Annotated in this window: 26 protein-coding genes; 2 read left to right on the top strand and 24 right to left on the bottom strand. The window is 28.4% G+C overall.

Features of this window, described 5'->3' with window-relative positions; translation table 11 throughout:
• Positions 1-71: 71 nt before the first annotated feature.
• From ACTG44_RS06395 to ACTG44_RS06315, 17 genes are all read right to left on the bottom strand, one after another.
• Positions 72-1,736 (bottom strand): peptidoglycan D,D-transpeptidase FtsI family protein, encoded by a 1,665-nt coding sequence (locus tag ACTG44_RS06395; protein ID WP_021383933.1) that lies wholly within the window; start codon positions 1,734-1,736, stop codon positions 72-74.
• 71 nt (positions 1,737-1,807) lie between these two features.
• On the bottom strand, positions 1,808-3,055 hold the full coding sequence (locus tag ACTG44_RS06390; RefSeq protein ID WP_021383971.1) for a peptidase U32 family protein: 1,248 nt from the start codon (positions 3,053-3,055) through the stop codon (positions 1,808-1,810).
• Positions 3,042-3,716, bottom strand: a complete 675-nt coding sequence (locus ACTG44_RS06385; RefSeq protein WP_021383929.1) for an O-methyltransferase — start codon at positions 3,714-3,716, stop codon at positions 3,042-3,044. Before ACTG44_RS06385 ends, ACTG44_RS06390 begins: the two co-directional genes overlap by 14 nt.
• A 171-nt stretch (positions 3,717-3,887) precedes the next feature.
• On the bottom strand, positions 3,888-4,967 hold the full coding sequence (gene mltG / locus ACTG44_RS06380; RefSeq protein WP_021383930.1) for an endolytic transglycosylase MltG: 1,080 nt from the start codon (positions 4,965-4,967) through the stop codon (positions 3,888-3,890).
• A gap of 213 nt (positions 4,968-5,180) precedes the next feature.
• Positions 5,181-6,506 carry a pyrimidine-nucleoside phosphorylase gene (locus ACTG44_RS06375; protein WP_021383989.1) on the bottom strand — a complete coding sequence of 442 codons (1,326 nt, stop codon included), beginning with the start codon at positions 6,504-6,506 and terminating at the stop codon, positions 5,181-5,183.
• A 186-nt stretch (positions 6,507-6,692) separates the two neighbouring features.
• Positions 6,693-7,505, bottom strand: coding sequence for a purine-nucleoside phosphorylase (locus tag ACTG44_RS06370; protein WP_021383992.1), 813 nt, complete (start codon positions 7,503-7,505; stop codon positions 6,693-6,695).
• A 56-nt stretch (positions 7,506-7,561) separates the two neighbouring features.
• Positions 7,562-8,734, bottom strand: a complete 1,173-nt coding sequence (locus tag ACTG44_RS06365; RefSeq protein ID WP_021383922.1) for a phosphopentomutase — start codon at positions 8,732-8,734, stop codon at positions 7,562-7,564.
• Between the two features lie 41 nt (positions 8,735-8,775).
• Positions 8,776-9,690, bottom strand: coding sequence for a tyrosine-type recombinase/integrase (locus tag ACTG44_RS06360; RefSeq protein ID WP_021383986.1), 915 nt, complete (start codon positions 9,688-9,690; stop codon positions 8,776-8,778).
• 11 nt (positions 9,691-9,701) lie between these two features.
• Positions 9,702-10,307, bottom strand: coding sequence for a stage II sporulation protein M (locus ACTG44_RS06355; protein WP_021383964.1), 606 nt, complete (start codon positions 10,305-10,307; stop codon positions 9,702-9,704).
• 68 nt (positions 10,308-10,375) lie between these two features.
• A complete protein-coding gene (locus tag ACTG44_RS06350; RefSeq protein ID WP_021383955.1) occupies positions 10,376-10,912 on the bottom strand; it encodes an NUDIX hydrolase in 537 nt (178 codons plus the stop codon).
• Position 10,913: 1 nt separating this feature from the next.
• Positions 10,914-11,981, bottom strand: coding sequence for a DUF3866 family protein (locus tag ACTG44_RS06345; protein WP_021383975.1), 1,068 nt, complete (start codon positions 11,979-11,981; stop codon positions 10,914-10,916).
• A 4-nt stretch (positions 11,982-11,985) separates the two neighbouring features.
• On the bottom strand, positions 11,986-12,810 hold the full coding sequence (locus tag ACTG44_RS06340; RefSeq protein WP_021383979.1) for a glycosyl transferase 4 family protein: 825 nt from the start codon (positions 12,808-12,810) through the stop codon (positions 11,986-11,988).
• Between the two features lie 7 nt (positions 12,811-12,817).
• Positions 12,818-13,510 carry a glycosyltransferase family 2 protein gene (locus ACTG44_RS06335; protein WP_021383983.1) on the bottom strand — a complete coding sequence of 231 codons (693 nt, stop codon included), beginning with the start codon at positions 13,508-13,510 and terminating at the stop codon, positions 12,818-12,820.
• Between the two features lie 23 nt (positions 13,511-13,533).
• Entirely contained in the window at positions 13,534-14,409 is an 876-nt protein-coding gene (locus tag ACTG44_RS06330; protein ID WP_479918388.1) for a copper transporter, read from the bottom strand.
• Positions 14,410-14,426: 17 nt separating this feature from the next.
• On the bottom strand, positions 14,427-15,548 hold the full coding sequence (steA, locus tag ACTG44_RS06325) for a putative cytokinetic ring protein SteA (protein WP_021383954.1): 1,122 nt from the start codon (positions 15,546-15,548) through the stop codon (positions 14,427-14,429).
• Positions 15,549-15,972: 424 nt separating this feature from the next.
• Positions 15,973-16,797, bottom strand: a complete 825-nt coding sequence (gene spo0A, locus ACTG44_RS06320; protein WP_021383996.1) for a sporulation transcription factor Spo0A — start codon at positions 16,795-16,797, stop codon at positions 15,973-15,975.
• Between the two features lie 140 nt (positions 16,798-16,937).
• On the bottom strand, positions 16,938-17,999 hold the full coding sequence (locus ACTG44_RS06315; RefSeq protein WP_479921473.1) for a SpoIVB peptidase S55 domain-containing protein: 1,062 nt from the start codon (positions 17,997-17,999) through the stop codon (positions 16,938-16,940).
• A 160-nt stretch (positions 18,000-18,159) separates the two neighbouring features.
• Here ACTG44_RS06315 and ACTG44_RS06310 point away from each other — a divergent pair, with 160 nt between their 5' ends.
• Positions 18,160-18,600 carry a GNAT family N-acetyltransferase gene (locus ACTG44_RS06310; RefSeq protein WP_479921472.1) on the top strand — a complete coding sequence of 147 codons (441 nt, stop codon included), beginning with the start codon at positions 18,160-18,162 and terminating at the stop codon, positions 18,598-18,600.
• 60 nt (positions 18,601-18,660) lie between these two features.
• Positions 18,661-19,152, top strand: a complete 492-nt coding sequence (locus ACTG44_RS06305) for a GNAT family N-acetyltransferase (RefSeq protein WP_021383943.1) — start codon at positions 18,661-18,663, stop codon at positions 19,150-19,152.
• 83 nt (positions 19,153-19,235) lie between these two features.
• On the opposite strand, the gene ACTG44_RS06300 is transcribed toward ACTG44_RS06305, so the two are convergent.
• The 7 genes from ACTG44_RS06300 to xseB form a co-directional block, all read right to left on the bottom strand.
• Positions 19,236-20,102, bottom strand: coding sequence for a hypothetical protein (locus ACTG44_RS06300; RefSeq protein WP_021383984.1), 867 nt, complete (start codon positions 20,100-20,102; stop codon positions 19,236-19,238).
• Positions 20,103-20,304: 202 nt separating this feature from the next.
• Positions 20,305-21,984 carry a DNA repair protein RecN gene (recN, locus tag ACTG44_RS06295; RefSeq protein WP_479918386.1) on the bottom strand — a complete coding sequence of 560 codons (1,680 nt, stop codon included), beginning with the start codon at positions 21,982-21,984 and terminating at the stop codon, positions 20,305-20,307.
• A gap of 19 nt (positions 21,985-22,003) precedes the next feature.
• Positions 22,004-22,816, bottom strand: a complete 813-nt coding sequence (locus tag ACTG44_RS06290; protein ID WP_021383987.1) for a TlyA family RNA methyltransferase — start codon at positions 22,814-22,816, stop codon at positions 22,004-22,006.
• A gap of 132 nt (positions 22,817-22,948) precedes the next feature.
• The gene (gene dxs, locus ACTG44_RS06285) at positions 22,949-24,814 is read right to left on the bottom strand and encodes a 1-deoxy-D-xylulose-5-phosphate synthase (protein ID WP_479921471.1); all 1,866 of its coding nucleotides are present in this window, start codon (positions 24,812-24,814) and stop codon (positions 22,949-22,951) included.
• Between the two features lie 33 nt (positions 24,815-24,847).
• Complete coding sequence (locus ACTG44_RS06280; protein ID WP_021383959.1) at positions 24,848-25,285, bottom strand: divergent PAP2 family protein; 438 nt, start codon at positions 25,283-25,285, stop codon at positions 24,848-24,850.
• Positions 25,286-25,314: 29 nt separating this feature from the next.
• Positions 25,315-26,202: a polyprenyl synthetase family protein gene (locus ACTG44_RS06275; protein ID WP_021383981.1), complete on the bottom strand. Its 888-nt coding sequence runs from the start codon at positions 26,200-26,202 to the stop codon at positions 25,315-25,317.
• 2 nt (positions 26,203-26,204) lie between these two features.
• Entirely contained in the window at positions 26,205-26,420 is a 216-nt protein-coding gene (gene xseB / locus ACTG44_RS06270; RefSeq protein ID WP_479921470.1) for an exodeoxyribonuclease VII small subunit, read from the bottom strand.

The raw sequence follows: 26,420 nt of genomic DNA, 5'->3' as shown, positions 1-26,420 counted from the left end.
TAGTATTAGATATAGCCATTCATCTAAAACTTAAAATTACGATATATCCTTAAATTTTATAATATATAATTTTATTGTATGCTTTCACATATTTCTTTAAATATAGGTATTGCAGATTTACTTTCTTTTTGAGTTCCTTCTACTAACACTGTTATTACATACTTAGGTCTTTCTTCAGGATAAAATCCAGTTATCCATCCATGGTCTATTGCTTTTTTATTCAAACTACTTTGAGCTGTACCAGTTTTAACTCCACATCCACCTTCTAAATCTTTTAAATCTTTAGCTGTACCAACCTTAGATACAGACTTCATAATTTCTTTAACTTGTGTACACACATAAGGAGAAATAAGTTCTTCTTTTTTTGAAGACTTGTAAGTTTTGATTGTATTCATATTATTGTCCACAAGACTTTTATATAAATATAATGGTTTGAATGTTCCATTATTAGCCATTATCTGAGTCATTTGATTTATTTGAAGTGGTGTAAATTCTATATTGTCTTGACCTATAGCTAAATTTCGTATTGATATATTTTTTGGAGCTTCTCTAATTTTTTCTTCATCAAGACCAATATCAACCTTTTCAAATAAATGCAACTTTTCAGCAGATTTAAGTATCTTTTCTTTGCCAAGTTTCATAGCTATATCTAAAAATGCAGGATTACATGAATTAGAAAAAGTTTGTCTTAAATTTTGGAAACCATGACCATTTCTTTTATTACATCGTAGTATTTCATTAGTATTTCCAACTTTAGTCTTTCCTGTGCAATTATAAGTATAGTTCTCATCTACAACACCATTTTCAAGTGCAGAAAATAAAACTACCATCTTAAATACAGACCCTGGTGGATATGTTGCCTTTATAACTCTATTTTCAAATTCTCCATTTTTTCCTTTCAAACTTTTTGATATATCATTCTGGTCAAAATTAGGTCTAGAACACATTGCAAGAATTTCACCTGTAGAAGCTTCCGAGATTACTACTGCTGTAGGGTTTTCTTCTTTGTTTAGTATCTGCTCTAATTTTTTTTGAATATTATAATCAATTGTAGTTTTTAGATGTCTATCCTTAGACTTATCATCAATAGTTTTTACACTTCCCTTTAGTATGTTTAGAGATTTTTCATTTCCTGCATCTCCAGCTTTAAAAGCACTTATATACTTTTCATTTGAATTTCTAAGCACACTATCCATACTTTTTTCAATTCCTGTTTGCCCTGACTTATCATCTTCTTTTATATATCCTATTGTATGTGATAATAAACCATCTTTTGAATATCGCATAGTTTTTTCTTCTACCATTATTCCATTTTTCTCAAGCTCTTTTTTCATACTATTATCAATATTTTTAGTCTGAATCTGTATTATAGGATGTGTTAATTGTTCTTGTATAGCCTTATATATATCCAAATCTTTCAGATTAGTAGCTTTCTTAACGAGTTCTAAAATTTTATAGTTATTATTTAATTTTTCTTTTTCAACTACCAGTACTTGAGTCTTGCTTGTATCTGTAAGTTTCTTGTCGTTTCTATCATATATTATTCCTCTTCCACTATTTAACTCTACTTTCTCAACACTTTGTGATTCTACACTTTGTTTGTATTTATCACCTTTTAATACCTGTATATCAACTAGCCTATAAATTAAAGCACTATAAATTATTAAAATTATAGTAAATATATACCAGGTTCTCTTTCCCACTTTTTTCAAAAATGGAGTCTTCTTTTTTGACATGAAATCACCCCTTAGATAATTTCATTATTGACAATTTCTAAGGGGCTAATACTATCTTTATCAAATTTTTATTATTCTTCAACCTTTTCTTCTATAACTTTTCTAAGCATATAATCTTTACCAACTTTTACTGACAACTTTAATTTCACTATTTGTCTAGGATGAGGAGCTGACTCTATGGCTTCTCCTTCTTCATTATACATTTCTTCAATTCTAGTAAACATAGTTTCTTTATATGGTCCCATGACCTCTATTTCATCACCAACGCACATTTTATTTCTTTGCTCAACCACAATAAGACCATCTTCATCTTCTGTTTCTCTAACTATACCTATAAAATCATAGTTTCTAACATATGATGCTGACTGATAATTTTGGTCTTCTGTTGTTGGTTTATTCAAATAAAAACCTGATGTAAAATGTCTATGACTACCTTTCTTTAACTCTTCCATCCACATTGGATTGAACTTCCAGTTTTCTGGGTCTTTGTAAAATTCATCTATTGCCATTCTATATGCTCTTACAACAGTAGCTACATAGTATGAAGTTTTCATCCTACCTTCTATTTTTAAACTTGTTATACCAGATTTGATTAATTCTGGTATATACTCTATCATACATAAATCTTTTGAATTAAAGAAGAATGTACCTCTTTCATCTTCATATATTGGGAAATATTCACCAGGTCTTTTTTCTTCTACTAAATGATATTGCCATCTACAAGATTGAGCACAAGAACCTTTGTTTGCATCTCTTCCAGTCATATAATTACTTATTAGGCATCTACCAGAATAAGAGATACACATAGCTCCATGCATAAATGCTTCTATATCCATATCTAAAGGTGTTTTTGCTCTTATCTCAGATATTTCATCGAAAGACAATTCTCTTGCCACTACAACTCTTTTTACTCCATGCTCGTACCAAAATTTTGCACTTAGATAATTAGTTGTATTTGCTTGCGTACTTAAATGTATTTCCATATTTGGAATTACTTTTTTAATAACACTTAGAACTCCTGGGTCAGCTATTATAACTGCATCTATTCCTATTTCTTCTAATTCCAACAAATAATCCTCTAGTTGTAGAAAATCTTCATTGTGAGGTATTATATTTACTGTTACAAATACTTTTTTACCTCTTTCATGTGCAAAAGCTACTCCTTCTGCCATATCTTCCTTACTAAAATTCTTTGCAGCAGACCTCATTCCAAAAATCTCTCCACCTATATAAACAGCATCTGCTCCATATGTTATAGCTATTTTCAATCTCTCCAAATCACCTGCTGGAGCTAAAAGTTCAACTTTATTTAATTCCATCTACGTCACCTCTTTTACTTTCTTTATAACTTAGTGCTACACCATCACCTATTGGTATCAATGATGTACTTAAATAATCGCAATTACATATATAATCTAAATAATTTCTCATTCTTTTTACTATGGTTTTCTTTCTTCTTATGACAAAATCATCATGTGCAACCATACCTTTGTATAAAATATTATCAGATACTAAAAGTCCACCATCTTTTAATTTATCTATAACTAAATCAAAGAATAACTTATATTGACCTTTGGCTGCATCTATAAATATAAGGTCAAATTCACCTTGGACTTGACTAAGCTTTTCTTCTGCATCTCCTTCTAGTATAGTTATGTTATTGTCAAATCCAGCTAATTTTATATTTTCTTTTGCTTTTTCTATCATTTTTTCATTTCTCTCAACAGTTGTTATATCTGCATCGTTTCCTATAATAGTAGCAAAAAAAATAGAAGAATAACCAATTGCGCAACCTACTTCTAAAACTCTCTTTGGCTTTTGAATCTTTAATAAGACTTTTAACAAATCTGAAACTTCTTTATGTATTATAGGAACGCTATTTTCCTCTGCATAAATTTCTAACTCTTTTAAAAGTCCTTCTTTTTCTTTTAATGTCACTCTTATATAATCTTCAACCAAGTCATTAACTATATTACTCATAAAAACACTCCCTAAAATAATAAATATTCAAACATTGTCTTAATTTATTATTTTTTAAATTCATATTGTTATATATATTTACACTTTCTTTATTATAAATCTAAGAATAACAATTTTCAATAAAAAAGCCCAACATTATTCTTACCCTGTTAGACTTTTTATAATCATCGTTTATTTTTTTGTATTTTCTTTATTTGTTGTTTTTGTATCTTTGCCTTGCTTATCTCTTGCTTCTTTATATTCTTTGACATATTTTAAATGGTCTTGATAATTTGTACTATAGTTATTTCCACCATCAATCTTAGCTACAAAATAGAGATAATCAGTTTTATCTGGATATAGTGCTGCTTCAATAGATTTTATGCCAGGATTTGATATTGGTGTAGGAGGCAATCCTTTATTTTTATAACTATTATATGGTGAATCAATTTTTAAATCATCATATGTTACAATTTTCTTTCTCTCTTCAAATATATATTGTATTGTTGCATCAGATTGAAGAGGCATGCCTACCTTAAGTCTATTATAAAACACACTTGCTATTATTGGTCTGTCTTTATCAAGAACAGCTTCTTTCTCAATTATTGAAGCCATTTCCATTACTTCTTGAAGAGTCATCTTTGATTCTTTTTGCTTATTTTTAAGCTTGTCCGTATATTTACTATCAAATACCTTTAACATTTCGCTTAAAATATCTTTTTCTGATTGTTTCTTTGAATTAAAATAATAAGTTTCTGGATATAAGAATCCTTCCAAAGAATTTATTCCATCTTCCTTCAAGTATGGAAATTCATCATAAAATTCTTGAGGTTTTTTTATTAAATTTTCAAAAGTAGTTTTATCTCCTAGATTTTTGTTTACTAACATTGCTATAATTTCTTTTGATGTAGCACCTTCTGGAATAGTTACTTTTACACCATCATGATATATTTTACCTGAAGCCAGAAGACTTATTATATCATTATTTGAATACGATTGGTTAAGTAAATATGTTCCTGATTTTATAGATGGGGCTTTATTACTAACCTTTACCAAAAGTTTAAATAATAGTTCATTTTTTATTAATTTATTTTCATATAATATGTCAGATATTTTTCCAACAGATGCACCACTTGGGATATCAATAATTACATCATTCTTGTTATTTTTATTATAAGGACCTATTTGCATAGATACAAATATACCTGCTAAGATAATTAAAATAACAATTATTAATGCTGCTATTTTTAATCTATTTTCTTTAAATTTCATAATATAATCTACTCCTTATGTATATTTATCCATTTTCTATTATAAAGCTAGATACTCTAATTTTCAATCACCTTGTCGAATAAACTTATTTATATTTCAAAAAATATTTTAAAATATATTTTTTGATATTCGTTTATCACTTATCAAAAAAATAAAAAACCTAACACTATTTTTGACATGTTAGGCCTTTTATAATCACTTTTCTAAAATTTTCTAAAACTTTTTGATTTCATCTTTAGTTACAATACCATATATTAATTTATTTTTTTCTATTTTTTTATCTACAATGGAATATGAATTAATAAATCTGTCTTTTGCCAATAAAAACTTTTGTTCATCATCGTAATACAAGTATGCTAAAACTTCACCTTCATTTACATAATCTCCAACTTTCTTTTCTAAGATTATCCCTGCCGATAAATCTAAAATATCATCCTTAGTCTCTCTACCTGCTCCAAGAATCATAGCTGATAAACCAACTTCTTCAGCCTTAATTTTACTTATATAACCTGATTTAGTTGATTTAACTGGATGTTTATATTTTGGTTTTTTAAATAAAGAATAATCAGCTACTACATTTTTATTTCCACCTTGGTTTTCTATGAATTCTTTAAGTTTCTGTACTGCACTACCAGATTTTATAGATTCTCTTATCTTTTCAATACCATCGTCAAAATCATGTGCAACCTTTGATAAAACTAACATATATGCTCCTAATACTTCACATAGTTCAACAAGGTCTTTAGGTCCATTTCCTTTTAAAGTTTCAATTGCTTCTATAACTTCTAAAGAATTTCCTATTGCAAAACCTAAAGGTTCATCCATATCTGTTACAATTCCTATTGTATCTTTGTTCATACCAGTACCTATATCAACCATAGATTTCGCTAATTCAAAAGATTCTTCTAAAGTCTTCATAAATGCTCCATCTCCAGTTTTTACATCTAGCACAATTGCATCCGCTCCTGAAGACAATTTTTTGGACATTACACTAGATGCTATTAATGATATATTATCAACAGTTGCTGTAACATCTCTAAGTGCATATATTTTCTTATCTGCAATTGCTACCTTGGCACTTTGACCACATACTGCTATTTTAGACTTATTTACAGAATCAATAAACTTATTTATATCCATTTCTGTTGAAAAACCTGGTATAGACTCCAACTTATCAATAGTGCCACCAGTATGACCAAGACCTCTACCAGACATTTTTGCAACTGGTGCTCCACATGAAGCAACCAAAGGTATAAGGGCTATAGTTGTCTTGTCTCCTACACCGCCAGTACTATGCTTATCTACCTTTATACCATCTATATCTGATAGCTTTATAATATCACCAGAGTTCATCATCGCTTCTGTAAGATAAACAGTTTCTTGTTTATTCATCTTATTTAGGTAAATAGACATTAATAGCGCAGAAGCTTGATAATCAGGTATATCTCCTTTTGAATAGTTTTCTATAAAATAATGTATTTCTTCTTTACTAAGTTCTAGTTTGTCTCTCTTCTTTTTTATAATATCATACATTCTCATACTTGAAATCTCCATTCTAACTTGTAATAATTTAAATAAATATTAAACTTTAAAACAATTTCAAATCTTATAGTATTATAAAAAAACTGTCTCTTATTAGAAATAATTTTCTATATCAAGACAGCTCTTTATTAATTCTTTTCAAATAATACATCAGCTATTTCATTATAAATCTACTCAAAATATTTATAAATTTTTAACTGTACTCTTAACTAAATTCATAAATTCTGCTTTTACTTTTTGAGTAGTTTGTATTACTTCCTCATGGCTTAGTGGTTGATTTAAGATACCAGCAGCCATATTAGTTATACAAGATATCCCAATAACGCTAATATTAGAATGTGCTGCTACTATAACTTCTGGAACAGTAGACATTCCTACAGCATCAGCTCCTAATATTTGAGCCATTCTTACTTCTGCTGGTGTTTCATAGTTTGGACCACTAAAAAACATATACACGCCTTCTTTTACATCTATCTTGTATTCTTTTGCACAGTCTTTAACTATATCTACATATTTAGAAGAATATGCATCTGACATATCTGGAAATCTAGCTCCAATCCTATCATCGTTTTTGCCTACTAATGGATTGCTTCCACTAAAGTTTATATGGTCTCTTATAATCATCAAGTCCCCTGCTTCAAACTTTTTATTTACTCCTCCAGCAGCATTGGTTACTATAAGAATTTCAACTCCTAAAGCTTTCATAACTCTTACTGGAAAAGTAGCCTCTTTCTGAGAATATCCTTCATAGTAATGAAATCTCCCCTGCATAGCAATTACTTCTTTCCCTTCAAGCTTTCCAATAACAAGTTGTCCAGCATGTCCTTCTACTGTTGATACAGGGAAATTTGGAATTTCACTATATTTAATTATGACAGAATCTTCTATATCATTTGCCAAATCTCCAAGTCCAGAACCTAATATTAAACCAATTTTAGGTTTTATACTAATTTTAGAATTTATAAATTTGCTACTTTGTTCTATCTTTTCAAACATTCCAATCCCTCCATTCTATTAAGCTAAATTTTTTGACTTTTTATTTATATTTTAATTTAGAATAATTCTTTTTTAAAACTTGACCCATGTTTAGGCAATTTTACATCTAGTATATCTGCAACAGTTGCTCCAATATCAGCAAAAGTATCTCTTATTCCTAAATTAAATCCTTTTTTAACCTTATTACCATAAATCATAACTGGTATATATTCTCTTGTATGGTCTGTACCTTTATATGTTGGGTCATTCCCATGGTCTGCATTGATTATAAGCACATCATCTTCTCTCATATTATCCATTATTTCAGGAAGTCTACTATCAAACTCCTCAAGAGCCTTCTTATATCCTTCTGGGTCTCTTCTATGTCCATATTTAGAATCAAAATCCACAAGATTTGAATATATTAGACCTTTGTTTTTTTGTTTCATATAATTTAAAGTTTCATCTACTCCATCCATATTACTTTTAGTATGGATAGCATCTGTAATTCCTTTTCCATTAAAAATATCTTCTATTTTTCCGACTGCTAAAACATCAAGCCCTGACTCTTTTATATTATCCAGAACAGTGGGTTCAAATGGGTCTAATGAATAGTCTCTTCTATTTGAAGTTCTAACAAATTCACCAGTTTTCTTCCCTATGAATGGTCTAGCAATTACTCTAGCAACTGCATTATCTCCCATCATTATTTCCCTAGCTATTTTACACATATTGTAAAGTTCTTCTAGTGGGATTACTTCTTCATTTGCAGCTATTTGAAATACACTATCAGCTGAAGTGTATACTATCACATCACCAGTTTTTATTTGGTGCTCTCCATATTCATCAATTATCACAGTCCCTGAAGCTGGTTTATTTCCTATTACTTTTCTTCCAGTTTTTTGCTCGAATTCTTCTATTATTTCTTTTGAGAATCCATGTTCAAATGTTTTAAAAGGCTTGTCAACTATTATACCAGTCATTTCCCAATGACCAGTAGTAGTATCTTTCCCTTGAGACATTTCCTTGCATTTTCCAAAACAACCTATTGGTTCTTTTATACTTTCAAAAAAATCTACACCCTCTATATTACCTATCCCTAATTTTCTCATATTAGGAATTTGTATATCTGGATATTTCTTAAATATATTTCCAAGAGTACTTACATCCTTACTGTCTCCAAAATTTTCAGCATCAGGCAATGCTCCTATCCCAACACTGTCAATTACAATCCAAATCACTCTGCTCATATAAATACGCTCCTTTTAAATTATAAAATTTGCTCTACAGTCTATTTAGCCTCTGCTTTTTGTAATTCTATATCAATATCATTTCTTGGATGTTTTTCCTTTATTTCTCTTCTCACGTTTTTATCTATATGATTTAAATATACTTGGAGGCTAGATAGATTAACATTTCCTAAAATTTTACTTACAACAGCAATGTTAGCACCTTCATTTAATAAATGAATTGCAAATGAATGTCTAAGCATTGTAGGATTTATATTTTTATCTATATTAGCTAAATTAGAATATTTTTTTATGACTTTCCAAAGACCTTGTCGTGTAAACCTTTGACCCAATGAGCTTACAAATAATGATTTTTCACCTTCCACAGCTATTTTAGGTCTTGCTTCTTTTAAATACTTATCTAAATAAAGTTTTGTAATATCACAAAGTGGTATTACTCTTTGATTTTTACAGCATGAATTACAATATATATAGTCAATATCCAGGTCAACATCTTCTACGTTCATATCTACTAATTCAGATACTTTTATACCAGTACCATATAATACCTCAAAAATAGCCTTGTCCCTAATCAACTTAGGTGTTGTTAACTTTGGAAACTTTAATAATCTTTCAATTTCTTCTTCTGTAAGTATATTTATATTTTCTTTTTTTATTTTAGGTTTTTTTATGTCCTTTGCAGGATTATTTGTGCATACATGATTTAAAAATAAATAATCATGAAAAGATTTTATAGAGGATATCATCCTCGCTATTGTAGCTATTGATACATTATCTTTTTCCAACTTTATTAAATAACTTATAATATCATTTTCAACTATATCTACTAGTTTAATACTTTTTTGATTTATATATTCCATATATTTTTTTATATCCATAAAGTATGATGCCACTGTATTTTCTGATAATTTTTTTTTATCTTTTATGTAATCTATATATCCCTCTATAATATCCATTATAAACTCCTTTATTTAACTAGGAACTTAATAATACCAATACTTGCAGTATTTAATATTAATTGCAACCCCAATGATAGTGCTATTATAATTATAATATTTAGTATATACCTCTTAATTAAAAATTGCATATTTTTTCTGTTATTCTTTTTAAATTCATAAACCATCTCTTTGAAATAGCTTAAACTAATTAATGTTAATATGATTGCACATGGAATAATAATCAAATTTTTAAATAATATTATTAAAATCATTTTTACGCTTTTAAACTTTAATGCCAATATAAAACTATTTATTGTATATCCTATTGACATACCTTTTAATACAAAAACTACTAACACTGCTGGAATTGTCACTACAAACAAACTTAATAGAGCTATTGAGCCCATAAAAATTCCATCTGACTTTAAATTTTGTATAACTGTCTCTTTTATGTTTAGATTTAGATTATAATACTCTACAGCAGGATTTATATTGTTTAATATATTGTCACTAGAACCTGGCAAGATTTTATTTATATAAGACCCAATAACAATAGACATCATAAACAACAATCCTATAATAATTATTTGTCTATTCAATTCTCTAAAATCATTTTTTCTATATGTTCTTCTCAATTTTATTCCCCCTTGTCCTTTATAAAATAATATGCTTTAGGACAAGGGGTTATTCATTTTTATAAATATTAATTTTTAAACATATCTTTTACTAATAATAATCCAATAGAAGTTTTTGCATCTTCAATATCATTCTTTAATACCATATTATATGCCTCTTCAAGCTCAACTTCATATACATCTAAAAACTCATCTGCATCTAAGTTATTCTCTCCTGGAGTAAGCCCAGTTGCTAAATATACGAACATTATCTCATTAGAAAAACCTGCTGAAGTGAAAAATTTATGTATTAATTTAATATTTTTTGCACTATACCCAGTTTCTTCTTTTAGTTCTCTTTCAGCACATTCTTTTGGACTTTCATTTTTTTCTAGTTTACCAGCTGGAATTTCGAAAATTGGCTTTTCTATAGGCTTTCTAAATTGCTTAACTAGTACAATTTTGTTATCATCTGTAATTGCAACTATTCCTACTGCTCCACCAACTTCTACTAACTCCCTTTTTTGATATCCTTGCCCTGGAATTTCAACAGTATCAACCTTTAAAGTAATTACTTTACCTGTATAAACCCTATCACTACTAATAGTTTTTTCTTCTAATACCATCTTAAACCTCCATTAAGTAATATGCTACTGTACTTGCAGCTTTAAAAAATGCCTCATCTTGTTCATAATTTCTTCCCATACTTTTTACTTTTAGATTAAAATAGTCTAAATCCTCTTTCGTTTTATTATTATCTATATAAATTATATTATGCTTTTTATCTAAACCATTTGAACTTACTTGTTCTTTTATAAAACTTAATTTTTCATCATCATATATGGTTATTGGTATATCTACATTTACATTTACAATTTCTTTAAATACAGTCATACTATGATGTGAAATACCTTGATGCCTTTCTCTTTTATCAGCAAAACTAATTCTTGGAATTGCTATTGCTCTTCCTCCAAGTTTTTTTACCGCATCAAGAATTGGACCTTGTTCAATTCCTGTAAATCCATATTTTGTTCCTGTACCAGCAATTCCTGGTCCCATACTTACAAATACTACATCTGCTTTTAATATTTCTTTTGCTGTAATTAGTGCAGTGTATATATTTATACATTCATAATCTCCACCAAATGCATTGCCTATTGTTATGGTACTGTCTATTAATTTTTTTGCTTTCAAAGTATCCACATTTTTACTTAAATAAATTGGAAGAGATGCCCCATCAGTCATTATATATACTAACTTTTTATTGGGATTACTTCTTTTAAATGAAGCTGCAAATGGTGTTAACATACTGTGAAGAGTTCCTACCACAACAGAAAGACCTTCTAATCCTTTAAAGTTTTCAAATGCATCATGATAAATACTTTCTTGTTCTTCAATAGAATCAACTTTTATTTGAAAAGGTGTATACCTAAGTTTCATTATATGTCCACCTTCAGTTAAAGTAGATTCTAAGTTATTTAAATTAGTTATTACAAAATGGTATCCACCTGTACCTAAACTCAATTCTACTGCCGTTGTATTTAAAACTACTTCATCTCCTATACTTACGCTTCCAGATAGTTTTGGATAATTATATGCCCTTTGCACTTCCCCATTTATATTCACTCTTATATCATCAAGAGTTTCAGTTTGGCTTACTATTGACTCAACAATCCCCACTCTTTTGCTTATCATAATGCTACCTTCCCAATTTATCTATAAAATTTAATAATTTATTTTTTTCTATTATCTTAGTTAATGAGTATTTCTCAGTGAATATATGCATAATAACTACGAATATTAACCATCCTAATCTAACATTAAATGAATATCCAAAAGCAATCATGATTCCAATAGATATTCCAAGAACATTTGAACCAGTATCTCCCATCATTGCTCTTGCTTTTAAATCATAATTAAAATATGCAAGTACATTTGGTACTATAAGTAATGGAAGCACTTGAACAAAACCTGTCAATGTTAAAAATATAATCACCATTATAAATAAGTATACTTTTATTGCCCTCCCTGGTCTTAAATCCAAGAGATTCATTAAATTAGTCGATAGAGCTATTATTAGTGTGTTTATTATTATGTCAATTATGTCTTTTGATATAGCAACAGAAACTATAAGTCCTACAAATCCACCAAATAATGCTTTAAAACCACCAGTTGTAAGACTTCCTTTAAATAGACTTTTAAAATGTCCCTTTAAACCACTTACATCTCTATTTCCAATAATATCGTCTAGTATCCCTGCAAAAAACATGGATATCATACCAAACATAAACATAAATATATATGCTAAATCCCTAAATTCTGTAGTAAAGAGAGCAAGTATTATTCCGTTAATTACAACCATCGGCAAAAACACAATACCCATACTTACTGGTATCATATCTTTTTTATAGTTTGGCCTAAGTACATTTCCATTTATCAATAGATTTTTAAATAGTGGTATTACAGCATAGGTTCCAAATAATCCTGTTAATAGTAAAATGGTATAAAGTATATAATCTTTCACTAAGATATTACCTCCATTCTTTCTTTTTTTGTCCTAAAACCTTTTTTATGTGATAATACTGTTTTCCTCTATGAATAAATCCTTTTAAATTTCTTCCTGTTTCATTGTGAGTCATATTCACTAATACTTCTTTAATTTTAAATCCATACTTTAATATATCAATAGTCATACCAACTTCTACTCCATATCCAAAAGGTATTTCATCAAATTTTTCTAAAACTTCTCTTTTAAATATTCTTTGGCCTGATAAAGTTGCGTCTAACTCAACACCTGTCATCTCAAAAACAGAATTTTTAGCTAAACCTTTTACAAATCCCAATCCTCCTTTTTTCTTTGCAGGAGGAAACTTAGCTATAGTAACATCAGCATCACCATTTAATATAGGCACTATTAATTTCTCAACTTCTTTAGCAGAACTTCCTAAATCTCCATCTAAAAATCCTATAATGTCTGCATTTTTCATTGCTAACTTAATACCATAATTTAAAGCATATCCTTTACCTCTATTTTTATCTAACTTAAAAAATTTAATCTTTTCATTTTCTAGTTCAGATACAACTTTAGCAGTATTATCAATTGAACCATCATCAACGACTATTATTTCGTTTATTTGTTTAATATCCACTATACTATCTAACGTATATTTTATTCTACTTTCCTCATTATAAGCTGGTATTATTATACTTATATAAGAATTCATTTCTTCTCTCCTTAAAATTATTTCTATTTAATAGATGGCAACAATGAAGTTGCAGTATCTAATCTACCAAAATTGCCAACTATATTTCCTTGTTGTAAAAGAATAGCTAGAGATATACTTCCTATTCCTTCATCAATATTATCTATAGTTGCAACCTTGTTTTTAGAATATAGTTCTACATAAGAAGTTTTAACTCCTGTATTTTGAACTTCTACTAAATATTTATTTTCTGATTTAAGTTTTGAAACTACAAACTTTTCTATCTTTTCAAACTGTTTTGTACTATCTTTTGCATCATTTCCACCAGCTATTACAACAGAATCATATTTTAGATATGTATTACCAAGAGAGTTAAATTTTATTACATCTAGTTCTTGAAGATATGTCAGAATATCACTTGCATCTTCCTTTTTAAGAGTATCCATTATATAATTAACAGCATCACTTGAATTTTTTATATCTGCACCCAATTTAGTTGATATTTCTTTTAACTTTTCTGGACTTGTTATATTTTCTTTTAATACTATATTGAATGCAATATTTCCATTAGATTTATTTATTATGTCTTCTATATTCTTTGTATAATCGTCATTTTCATTAGCTGATATTATTCCTATATTTTTACCATTTAATGAACCGGCTAAAATCTTATCTACATTTTTATTTATAAAATTAACCGCCTCTTCATAATCTTTATTTACATTTGCTAGGTCACCATCAAGTTTATCGTTTTTTTCTTTTAAAATATTAAACTTATCATCTAAATCATTTATTATATTTGCTTGTTGTTCACTTAATTGTTGATTATTATTTAAGTTAAATCCTACTAACATGCCTATACCCAAAGCTATAAATATAGCACCTATAGTGACTATATAATATTTCATATTAATATGCATATTTATCCTCCTAAAATTTACATCTGTAATAATACTCTAAACTTTAATTGCATTAGTTGTATAAATTGTTGAACTCCTGGTGACAACGATGCTACTACCAACACAGGAAATAAAGCTGTTGCTATTAATGCCCATATGTACTTTATTTTTAACTTACTTCTATATAACAGATTAACTCCTTTAGCATCTATAAGCTTTGAGCCTATTTTAAGCCTAACTAAAAAGGTACTTGCCATACCTTTTCTTCCCTTTTCAAGGAAATCAATCATATTTGAATGTGTACCAACTGCTACTATTAACTCTGCTTTATACTCATAAGCAATAAGCATAGCTATATCTTCACTAGTTCCTGGTGCAGGAAATACAATTGCATCTAAACCTAACTCCTGAACTCTCTTAAGACCTGGTGCCCTTCCATCTGTATAAGCATGTACTACTATTTCGCTAGCCTTCTTTAAAGCATCGTCACTTACACTATCCATATCTCCTACGATTACATCTGGAGTATATCCAAACTCAATTAAAGCATCTGCTCCTCCGTCAACACCAACCAAGACTGGCTTTACCTCTTCTATATAAGAAAGCATAGTACTTAAATCTTCTTTATAGTCCTGACCTCTTACAACTATCAATACATGTTTATTAGCATAATTAGTTTTCACTTTTGGGATTTCTACTTCTCCAAGTATAAATCCTTTTTCTTTTTTAGCATAATCTATAGTATTATCTATAAATCTGTCCAATTCTACAGCTAAATTTTCATAAGCAGCCTTTATTTGGTGTGAAACTTCATACTTGTCTAAAACTTCGCCTGCACCTAAAAATTTTCCTTCTCTATATATCTTTCCATCTACAACTTCTATAGTTTCCCCTTCTTTTAATTCTTCAAATAATTCTTCTCCAATATTATCAATTATTAGTATATTATTTTCAGTTAATATTCCTGGACCTTTATTGGGATACCTACCACTTATAGAAGGAGCCGCATTTATGACAAGTTTTATTTTAGCTTCTACTAAAGAGTTTGCAGCAACTTCATCTATATCGATATGATTTATAACTGCTATTTCCCCACTTTCAACTCTTTTAGCAAGTTTTTTGGTTTTTCGATCTACTTTTATAGGGGCCTCGACTCTCATTTTTAAACCTCCACTATCATTATTAAAATCACATTATATTATAGCATTACTTAACAATAAAATAAATGTTTTAAGTTTGTTTTGCATCTTTGGCATTTATAATACTATATTCTATTATTTTTTTATTTAACACATTCAACAATATTCTTTAAAATATAAAGTTTATTATATTTTATTCAACATTTATTTTTAAAAAATAAACTCCTTCCATTTTGCAACTTATAAAGACATATACTATAAGCATAGTATAAATAAATTTATTATATTAATATATTGAATGAATAATAAAGAAAAAATAAAGAAAAAATTTTATACTTATTAAAATAGCGAAACAGCATAACCCTACTGGTTATACCATTTCGCTACTTGTAATACATATTTATCGCCAATGCCTTAATTAAAAAGCCTTACTTTTTGTGTCTATTTATTTAACCATACTATGCTCTAGTCTTAATTTGTCAGCAATCATTGCTATAAATTCTGAGTTAGTTGGTTTTCCTTTAGTATTGTGTACTGTATATCCAAATAGTTGATTTATTGTGTCAACTTTTCCTCTACTCCATGCAACCTCTATCGCATGTCTGATTGCTCTTTCAACTCTACTTGGTGTTGTATTGAATTTTTTAGCTATACTTGGATATAACTCTTTTGTTACTGCACCTAAAAGCTCAACATTATCAATAACCATTTTAATCGCTTCTCTTAAATATAAATATCCTTTTATATGAGCTGGTACTCCTATTTCATGTATTATATTTGTGATTTCTGTTTCTATATTTCCTACATTCTTAACAAAATCACTTCTAGTCATTTGAGTTTCTTGAACTGGTCTAGGCTTTGGCTCAACTTGAGCAACTCTATTAGAAACCAATTCTCTAATTCTGTTTATAAACACAACAAAATCAAACGGCTTTACTATGTAGTAATCTGCTCCTAGATTTATTGCGCTTTGAGTTATCTTATCCTGACCTACTGCTGATAGTACTATTATTTTTGGCATTTTAGGTATATCCATAGTATTCAATTTTTCAATTACACCTAATCCATCTAGATGTGGCATTATTACGTCTAATATTAATAAGTCCGGTTGTGTCTTTTTTACTAAGTCTAATGCTTCAATTCCATCCTTAGCTATGCCTAATATATCGATATCATCCTCATTAGACAAATACTCTTTTAATACCTGACAAAAATCCTTATTGTCATCTGCTAAAACTATTTTGATTTTTTCCACTAAAAATCCCCCCATTAAAAAACATCTTCTTATTACAGAAAACTAAACTTTTTACACAATTGCTCTTAATTATCTACTCTAATGCATATTCGACACTTCAAAATTATATTCCTTCTAGATAATTGATAAAATAATAAAATTTTTTAATGCCTCACCTACAATTTTATCATTTCATCTATAAAAATACCATATCCTTTTTTCGGATTATCTCTAAAAACATGAGTTATTGCACCAATAATTTTATTATTTTGTATTATTGGGGCTCCACTCATCCCCTGTACAATACCTCCTGTGTATTCCAATAACTTATCATCTACTACTTTTATTACCATATCTCTATAATTTCCTTTATCATATACTATACTTTCTATTTTTATATCATAGCTTGTTATATTCTTATTTTTATCTTCAAAAAGAATTACTGCATCTCCTATTTTTACATCTTGTGGTCTTCCAACTTCTATCAATTGCATTTCTTTATTTGCCAAATCAAATTCTTTGTTCTGTTTATTTGTAATATTACCACTTATACCTAACTCTGAATTATTCGAGAAATTACCCATTAAATTGCTATCATTAAAGTCGCCTTTTATTTTACCGATTTTTTCATTACTAGCCTTTACTATTTTTAGCTTTTCTGGCTTATATATATATCCTTGTTTTATTTTTAATAGTTCATTAGTATCCGAATCTTTTATGGCATGACCAATTGCTTTGAACTTTTCCATACTAGGGTCATAGAAAGTCATAGTTCCAATTCCAGATATTTTATCTCTTACCCAAAGACCAAGCTTATATTTACCATTTTCTCTTTTAGTTTCTATTATTTCTGTCTTATACTTATTCTTTCTCTCAAAAGTCACTTCAACTTTACTTTTTTTAGCCTTGTTCAAAATTTCTGATACATCTTGACTGTTTTTTATCCTTTTATTATCTATTTTTACTATATTATCACCAATTTGTATGCCTCCAATATAATCTACATCTTCTTCCTCATATCCTAAGACCAATACACCATCCGTATTGGCTTTTACTCCAATTATATTTCCAAGTGGATATACGAATTTTTTATCATGATTCTTAATTGTAAAAGCTTCTATTAGAGTTTCTTTATTTATATTATAATTCTTATTTTGAAAAATTATAACCATCATAAAAATCGATACAGCTCCTAATATTATCCAAATATTTTTGAAATTTTTATTTGCTTTGTTCATATATTCATCTACTCCTATGCTGTATTATTATGTATTTATAATTCCTTTTTCCAGAAAATTTATTCATTTAAAAACCTTGCTGAGTATCTTACTAAGTGATTTTTAATATATAATATGATAGTATTATATTGTAACAAAAAGTTTGAAGGGCGGTAATATCTTGAAATTAAATGTAAGAATTGCAGACATAAATAATTGGCATGATTTAGTTAATTTGTCTGTAGATAAAAGTCAATTAGATTATATAGAAAGCAATGCACTTTCTATTGCTGAATCTAAATTTATAACAGCTTGGATACCTGTGGGAATATATGATGAAAATTCATTGATAGGATTCGCTATGTATGGTCGCTTAGAAGATGATAGAGTTTGGCTTGATAGATTCATGATTGATTCAAAGTATCAAGGCAGAGGATACGGAAAAGCGTCCTTAGATTATCTTATAAATCTTCTTAAAAAAGAATATAACTGTGATGAATTATATCTTAGTATATTTGATAACAATAAAAAGGCTATCAAGCTTTATAAAGATTTTGGATTTGAGTTTAATGGAGAACTTGACTATGGTGGTGAAAAAGTAATGGTATTAAAATCTAATTGATATTAACAAAAATATACATATATCAAGGAGGTGAAGTCGTTATATAAACATATTTATATAATGATGGATAAAATGGCTCAAAATATAACTTTAGAATTTGTTGAAGAAAAAGACTTGGAAAACCTTGAAAATGTAAAAATTTTATTTACTGAATATTCGAATTCTCTAAATATAGACTTATGTTTTCAAGACTTTAACAATGAATTAAAAACACTTCCAGGAAAATACAAAAAACCTTCTGGTTCATTGATATTAGCATTTGTTGATGGAAATTTATCAGGTTGTGTTGCTCTAAAAAAACTTGAAGGCAAAATATGTGAGTTAAAAAGATTATATGTAAGAAATCAATTTAGAGGACTAAAAATAGGAAAACTACTATTAGAAGAAATTATTAAAGAGGCAAAAGAAATTGGATATGCATATATGAGACTAGACACTCTTCCAAGTATGAAAAGTGCTCAAGGACTATATGAAAAACTTGGTTTCTATGATATAGAACCGTATACTTATAATCCGATTGAAGGTGCTAGATATATGGAATTAAAATTATAATTTTTATTTAATAGAGTATAAATAAAAATACTAAGATTTTATTTATACTCTATTTTATTGACTAACTTTATTTGTATATGTATTTATTTTTCTAAATCTTGTAGTCCCATAGTTACCTCTTCAGTTATATCCTTTATGTATTCTACTCCATTACTGTATGTAAGCTTGGCTTTAATATAAACTATATCATCAATATCCCTTTTAGGAAAAGCAGCTTCATAATTTACTTGACTTTCATTTGAATTATTGTTTTTATCATCATCTGAGATTTTAACAGATTTTGCTTTGCATACAGTATCTTTTTTCCCTTCATTTACAATGATATCTACTTTCTTCAATCTGATATTATTATAAACTTTATTTTTTGACTTTTCACTTTCATGATTTAAGAGATTACTATTTTCTATTATTTCAATAAAATATTCTTTATTATCCCTTATTCCAGAATTAAATACAGGTTGTTCAGGCATATAATCAGATGTAGTTAGCTTTTGTACATCTGAGCTTTCAGATATTGTCCCATTTGTAACTACTTTATAGTCATATTCATTGCCTGTCTTTATTTTCATCTCACAAGCATACGATAATTCTCCATGTTTTGTCATTTTAATTTCATTCCATTTATTATTATCTTCTTTATACATGAAAAATACCTTGCCATCTTTACCCAGCTTACTCAATTGAATATCTACCTCAATAATACATTCTTCTTTTTCAAGCTTTTTAACTTTTAAATCGATACTTTTAGTTATATAGCTTTTCGACATTTCTTCATTTATCGTATTACTAATATCTGACTTGGTGTTCATAATTTCTTGTGACAAGTACTCTAATTTATTATTATAGTTTTCTATGTTTTTGTTAATTTCATTCATTGTCAATATCATATACCATAATAAAATAAAAATTACAATTGTAAAAATTAAGTGCATAGTATTTTTTTTATTCAATTTATGCCCCCCTCACTAATACCTTATACATAATATTATACTTAAGCATCTAAAAATTTCAAAGTTACAAATTTATAAACCTTTAAATTTTATGTTTTTAATGTCTACATTAAATAATATAAAATTATTTTGTCATAAAAAATAGATGTAAAGTATTCAGATAGAAAATTCTTTACATCTATATTAGAGCAATCTTTCTTAACTAGCATTTTTTAGCCATTTCAATGATTTCACTTGCATGTTCAATAGTTTTCTCTGTTATATTATTACCTGCTATAAGTCTAGCAATTTCATTTTTTCTTTGAGATTGATTTAGTTTACTAACATTAGTAAATGTCCTATTATTTGAAGTGTCTTTCTCTATACAATAATGAGTATCTGCATTTGCCGCAATTTGAGGTAAGTGAGTTATACATATTATTTGTTTTTTCTTTGCTATATCACTTAATTTCTCACCAACAATTTGTGCTGCTATGCCACTTATCCCTGTATCTATTTCATCAAACACTAATGTATCAATATCATCTATATCAGCTAATATTGTCTTAAATGCCAACATAAATCTTGACATCTCACCACCTGATGCAACTTTATATATTGGTTTAATATCTTCTCCTAAGTTAAAAGATATCATAAATTCAATATCATCTACTCCATTTAAAGTAAATTGACCTTCTTCAAAATTAACTTTGAACATTACATTTTTCATGTTTAGACTTTTTAATTCATCAAGAAGTATTTTCTCTAAAGTAGTTGCTACTTCTTTTCTTGCTTTGGTCAATTTATTAGCTTTTATTTTTAAATCTTCTTCTATATTCATAAGTTGACTTTTTAATTGTTCAACTCTTTCATCTCTATTTAGTATCTCATCTAATCTATCTTTTATCTTTTCATAATACTCAAATATATCGTCTATACTATCTCCATATTTTCTTCTTAAATTGTTAATCTCATCAATTCTAAGTTCAATCTGCTCTAGCTCATAAGGCTCAAAGTCTATATTATCTTTGTAATTTCTTATATCACCAGATATATCTTGTAATTCATACATAATTCTTTCTACAGTATCACTATATTCACTCAAAACACTGTCATATTTTGATATGTCATTAAGCTCTTTAGATGCAAGACCTATTAGGTCAATAACATTATACTCACCATTATGTAACTTGCTATAACTTAAATTTAAATTATTATATATCTTTTCACTATTCCTATAAACTTCTCTTTGTTTTAATAAATCTTCATATTCATTTTTGTTTAAATTTGCAACTTCTATTTCATTTATTTGAAATTTTAATAAATCTATTTCTCTTTGAATTTGCATCTCATCTTTATTTTCTGTCAAACAATTTAAAGCTTTTTTTACCTCACTATACTTGTTATACACTTTTTTATAGGCAACTTTAAATTTTTCTAATTCATTTTCTCCAAAAAGGTCTAGAAATTTCAAATGAGTATCTTTATTAAATAAAGCTTGATTTTGATGTTGACCATGTATATCTATAAGTGTTGATGCAATTTCTCTAAGAAGAGATACTTTAACAGTTCTTCCATTTACTCTAGCAGTACTCTTTCCATCTGAATATATCAATCTAGTTATGACTAACAAATTGTCATCTTCTATACTTATATCATTTTCGTCTAGTATTTTTTTTAAATATATATTATCTGACAAAAATACGGCCTCAATAAGTCCCTTGTCTGTTCCTTTTCTTAGAAAAGACCTATCGTATTTATCACCTAGACAAAGTCCAAGTGCATCTATTATTATAGATTTTCCTGAACCAGTTTCACCTGTAAGTATATTTAAATTTTTATCAATACTCAACCTTAGCTCTTCAACTAAAGCACAATTTTTCATATATAATTCGAGGATCAAGTCTAAGCCCCCTTTTAGTCTATTTATCTAAATTATGAGAAGCCTCAACGACTTCTATTATTTTGTTATTGTGTATGTCACTATTAAACTCATAACCTTCATTACCATTTCTCAAATGAATTAAATATTCTATATTTCCTTCAGGACCCTTAATTGGAGAAAAGTCTAATCCTAAAATTTCAAATCCATTTTTAACCGAAAAGTCTGAAATCATTTTTATAACTTCTATATGTGTAGATTTTTCTCTAACTACACCTTTTTTACCTACTTTTTCTCTTCCTGCCTCAAATTGAGGTTTAATTAAAGCAACAATTTCTCCATCATGGCGTACTAACTCCTTAGCTTTTGGAAGTACTAGTTTTAATGATATAAAAGACACATCAATTGATGCAAAATCAGCAAACTGCTTTGTATCTTCTATTGTTACATTTCTTATATTGGTTCTTTCCATACACACAACTCTATCGTCTTGTCTCAATTTCCAAGCAAGTTGACCATAACCAACATCTATAGAAAATACTTTTATTGCTCCGTTTTTGAGCATACAATCTGTAAAACCACCTGTAGATGCACCTATATCCATACATACCTTTCCATCAATAGTTAAATCAAAGTTTTTCATTGCTTTTTCAAGCTTTAAACCACCCCTACTTACATATGGTATTGGATTTCCTTTTACTTCTATATTACAGTCCTCTTTTACTTCTGTGCCAGCCTTATCACACCTTTGATTATCAACAAAAATTAGACCAGCCATTATTGCTTTTTTAGCTCTTTCTCTACTTTCAAAATGACCTTGTTCTACTAACAATAAATCTATTCTCTTTTTCATAAAATTACCTTTCTGTTAAAAGCTACTTTAATAATAACTAAAGTAGCTTTAAGTAACACACTTGATATTTATTCTAATTGATAAATTTTATATTTCATATCAGTCTTAATTTATAATATTTTCATTAGCTTTTTATTCAATAACTAACTTTCTTATTTTATCAGCAATACTCTCTGAGGATAATCCTACAAAATCATATAACTCATCTGCATTACCATGTTTTATAAATTCTTCTGGTATTGCTATATTGAGTATATTTATCTTATACTCATTATCTATAATAAACTTGTTTATTCTACTTCCAAACCCTCCAGTTACAACGTTGTCTTCTATTGTAACTACATTTTTGTGAGTCTTTAATAAAACATTCAACATATCTTCATCCATTGGCTTTAAGAATCTAGCATTAACTATTGTTGGATTTATTCCTTCTTTCAATAATATTTCTTTAGCACCCAAAGCATGTTTTACCATACTTCCAATAGAAAGTATAACTGTATCTTGTCCATCATCTAATACTTCATACTTTCCTAATACAAGTTCTTTATATTCTCCCTTGTCCAAGTAATAGCTATTTCCTCTTGGATATCTAATTGCTAATGGATAGTCTAATTTTAATGATAAATCCATCATAAGTTCCATCTCTCTTGTATCTTTTGGTGCCATTACTACAATATTTGGAATAGAATTCAAGTAACTTAAATCAAACATACCATGATGAGTTTCTCCATCATTTCCAACTAACCCAGCTCTATCTATAAGAAAAGTAACAGGCTTTTTAGTTATACATACATCATGAATAATTTGGTCATATGCTCTTTGCAAAAACGATGAATATACAGCAAAGTAAGGTTTCATGCCATTTTTTGCAAGTCCTGCTGCAAACCCTGTTGCATGTTGTTCAGCTATACCAACATCATAATATCTTTTTGGATATGCACTTTCAAATAAATTTAACCCAGTACCAGATGGCATCGCAGCTGTTATTGCTACTATATCTTCATTATCGCTAGCCATATCAACCAGTTTTTCTCCAACACTAGCTGACATAGACTTAACTTTTGAAGATGTAACACCTGTCTTTATATCAAATTTTGATACTCCATGATATTTATCAGGTTGCTCCTCCGCAAATCTGTACCCTTTTCCTTTTCTCGTAATTACGTGCAAAAGTACAGGCCCTTTTTTGTGTTTAGCCTTCCTCAATATATCTATTAATTCTTTAGTATTATGACCATCTATAGGACCATAATATTTTATACCTAATGAATCAAAAAATGAACAATCTTGAGGAGAAAAACTATACATCAACTTGTCTTTAAATCTATGTGCAGTTTTAGATAAAATTTCGCCTGTTGATGTAACGTTTAAAATTTTATCAACTTCATCTGTCATTTTTTCAACTGTTGAATTTCTTATAATACTTGACAGATATTTAGACATTCCACCAACATTTTTATCTATGGACATCTCATTATCATTAAGGATTACTATCATATTAGTATTGATATATCCCAATTGATTTAAAGCTTCAAGTGCCATACCTCCAGTTATAGAACCATCTCCAATCACAGATATAACACTGTAATTTTCTTTTTTTATATCTCTAGCACAGGCAATACCTGTAGCTACAGAAATAGATGTACTGCTATGTCCTGTGTCAAAAATATCATGAGGACTTTCACTCTCCTTTGGAAAACCACTTAGTCCATTAAATTGTCTCAAAGATATAAAACAATCTTTTCTTCCAGTAACCATTTTATGAACATAAGATTGATGTCCTACATCCCATACGATTTTATCTTTAGGACTGTCAAACACTTTATGAAGAGCTAATGTTAACTCAACTACTCCTAAATTAGAAGCTAAGTGTCCACCTGTCTTAGAAACAGATTTTACTAAAAATTTTCTTATATCTTTTGCAAGTAAATCCATTTCTTCTATGCTCATATTTTTTATATCCTTTGGAGAATTTACTTTATCTAAATATTTATACATATTATCCTCACCTTTGTTTTGTAAATTTTAAATTTACATCAATATTAAAGCTGTTACTATTCCGAGTAAAGCTCCAAACCAAACTTCTAGTGGTGTGTGACCTATTAATTCTTTTAATTTCTTCTGCTCTATATGCTTTCCATGCTGTATATCTGCTACTATTTGATTTAATATAATAGCTTGTTTACCTACAGCCCGTCTAACACCTGCTGCATCATACATTATAATCAAGGCAAGCACAGTAATTATAGCAAAATCAGTAGAATTAAACCCTTTTTCAATACCTACCACTGTAGCTAAACTTGTAACAAAAGAACTATGGGAACTAGGCATACCTCCTGAAATAAGTATTCTTGATAACTCAATTCTTTTTTCCTTACCAGTAAATATTTTTATAAATTGTGCCAAGAAACAAGCAATCAGACTTATTCCCAAAGCCCCATTGTTAAAAATCTCCGAAAAAAAGTCCATTTTTCCCTCCTCGATTTTAGCTGTATATTTTAGTATTCCCTATCTATTATATATTCAGCCAATCCCTTTAAAAAATCTACATCGTCAGATAATTTTTCTATACTTTTCTTTGCTTCATCAATCAAATTATATGCAATTTCTTTAGATTTATCTAAACCTAAAAGTGATGGGTACGTTGACTTGTGATTTTCTATATCACTTCCAACTTTTTTTCCTAACTTCGCTTCATCTCCCACTATATCTAGTATATCATCTACTATCTGGAATGATAATCCGATATTTTTTGCATATTTAGTTATTTCTTCCATCTGTTCTGAATTTGCTCCACCTATAATAGCTCCTGCTCTCATACAGCCCACCATCATTGCAGCAGTTTTATTCATATGTATATAATCTAATTTTTCTTTTTCAATTTGTTTATTTTCACTTTCTACATCTACTACCTGACCGCCTATCATTCCATATATACCAGCACCTTTAGCAATTTCATTTATAGCTTTTAAGTATTTTTCTGGATTTTCTTTATTGATTGAACCTGAAAGCATAACTTCAAAAGCATAATTTAGTAGAGCATCCCCTGCTAAAATACCCATAGCTTCTCCGTATACTTTATGATTTGTTGGTCTTCCTCTTCTTAAATCATCATTGTCAAGAGCTGGTAAATCATCATGTATTAGTGAATATGTATGTATCATTTCAATTGCCACAGCAAAAGGAATAGCTTCTTCTTCATTACCTCCAACTATTTTACAAGCTTCTAATGTAAGTATTGGTCTTAATCTCTTACCTCCAGCACTTAAACTGTAGTTCATAGCTTCAATAACAGTTTTTTGATATCCTTCTTCTTTAGGCATATATTCTTTAAGTACATTTTCTATAAAACTTGCTTTTTCTTTCAGACATTGTTTAAATTCCAATTTTACTCCTCCTCGATTTTAAAATCTTCTTCTATTCCTAATTGATTAAATTTACTTATTTTCAATTTAGCATCATCTAAAAGCTTATTACAATGTTTATAAAGGTTTATACCTTCTTCATACAAGCTCAAAGATTCATCTAAGCTAGCATTTTTAGATTCTAACTCGTTTAAAATACTCTCCAATCTTTTATAAGCTTCTTCATAGGTTAAATTCAT

This window comes from Clostridioides sp. LIBA-2809, assembly GCF_056688965.1.
The sequence above is the reverse complement of the archived record's forward strand: the minus strand, read 5'-3'. Positions and strand labels throughout refer to the sequence as shown.

Excerpts from the sequence above, each read along its gene's own strand:
- steA (WP_021383954.1), bottom strand. The coding sequence starts at position 15,548 with ATGAGAGTCGAGGCCCCTATAAAAGTAGATCGAAAAACCAAAAAACTT.
- spo0A (WP_021383996.1), bottom strand. The coding sequence starts at position 16,797 with ATGGGGGGATTTTTAGTGGAAAAAATCAAAATAGTTTTAGCAGATGAC.
- xseB (WP_479921470.1), bottom strand. The coding sequence starts at position 26,420 with ATGAATTTAACCTATGAAGAAGCTTATAAAAGATTGGAGAGTATTTTA.
- mltG (WP_021383930.1), bottom strand. The coding sequence starts at position 4,967 with ATGAAATTTAAAGAAAATAGATTAAAAATAGCAGCATTAATAATTGTT.
- ACTG44_RS06350 (WP_021383955.1), bottom strand. The coding sequence starts at position 10,912 with ATGGTATTAGAAGAAAAAACTATTAGTAGTGATAGGGTTTATACAGGT.
- ACTG44_RS06305 (WP_021383943.1), top strand. The coding sequence starts at position 18,661 with ATGATGGATAAAATGGCTCAAAATATAACTTTAGAATTTGTTGAAGAA.
- ACTG44_RS06390 (WP_021383971.1), bottom strand. The coding sequence starts at position 3,055 with ATGGAATTAAATAAAGTTGAACTTTTAGCTCCAGCAGGTGATTTGGAG.
- ACTG44_RS06335 (WP_021383983.1), bottom strand. The coding sequence starts at position 13,510 with ATGAATTCTTATATAAGTATAATAATACCAGCTTATAATGAGGAAAGT.
- ACTG44_RS06385 (WP_021383929.1), bottom strand. The coding sequence starts at position 3,716 with ATGAGTAATATAGTTAATGACTTGGTTGAAGATTATATAAGAGTGACA.
- ACTG44_RS06280 (WP_021383959.1), bottom strand. The coding sequence starts at position 25,285 with ATGGACTTTTTTTCGGAGATTTTTAACAATGGGGCTTTGGGAATAAGT.
- ACTG44_RS06290 (WP_021383987.1), bottom strand. The coding sequence starts at position 22,816 with ATGAAAAAGAGAATAGATTTATTGTTAGTAGAACAAGGTCATTTTGAA.
- ACTG44_RS06315 (WP_479921473.1), bottom strand. The coding sequence starts at position 17,999 with ATGAACAAAGCAAATAAAAATTTCAAAAATATTTGGATAATATTAGGA.
- ACTG44_RS06360 (WP_021383986.1), bottom strand. The coding sequence starts at position 9,690 with ATGGATATTATAGAGGGATATATAGATTACATAAAAGATAAAAAAAAA.
- dxs (WP_479921471.1), bottom strand. The coding sequence starts at position 24,814 with ATGTATAAATATTTAGATAAAGTAAATTCTCCAAAGGATATAAAAAAT.
- ACTG44_RS06375 (WP_021383989.1), bottom strand. The coding sequence starts at position 6,506 with ATGAGAATGTATGATATTATAAAAAAGAAGAGAGACAAACTAGAACTT.
- ACTG44_RS06345 (WP_021383975.1), bottom strand. The coding sequence starts at position 11,981 with ATGATAAGCAAAAGAGTGGGGATTGTTGAGTCAATAGTAAGCCAAACT.
- ACTG44_RS06365 (WP_021383922.1), bottom strand. The coding sequence starts at position 8,734 with ATGAGCAGAGTGATTTGGATTGTAATTGACAGTGTTGGGATAGGAGCA.
- ACTG44_RS06330 (WP_479918388.1), bottom strand. The coding sequence starts at position 14,409 with ATGCATATTAATATGAAATATTATATAGTCACTATAGGTGCTATATTT.
- ACTG44_RS06370 (WP_021383992.1), bottom strand. The coding sequence starts at position 7,505 with ATGTTTGAAAAGATAGAACAAAGTAGCAAATTTATAAATTCTAAAATT.
- ACTG44_RS06395 (WP_021383933.1), bottom strand. The coding sequence starts at position 1,736 with ATGTCAAAAAAGAAGACTCCATTTTTGAAAAAAGTGGGAAAGAGAACC.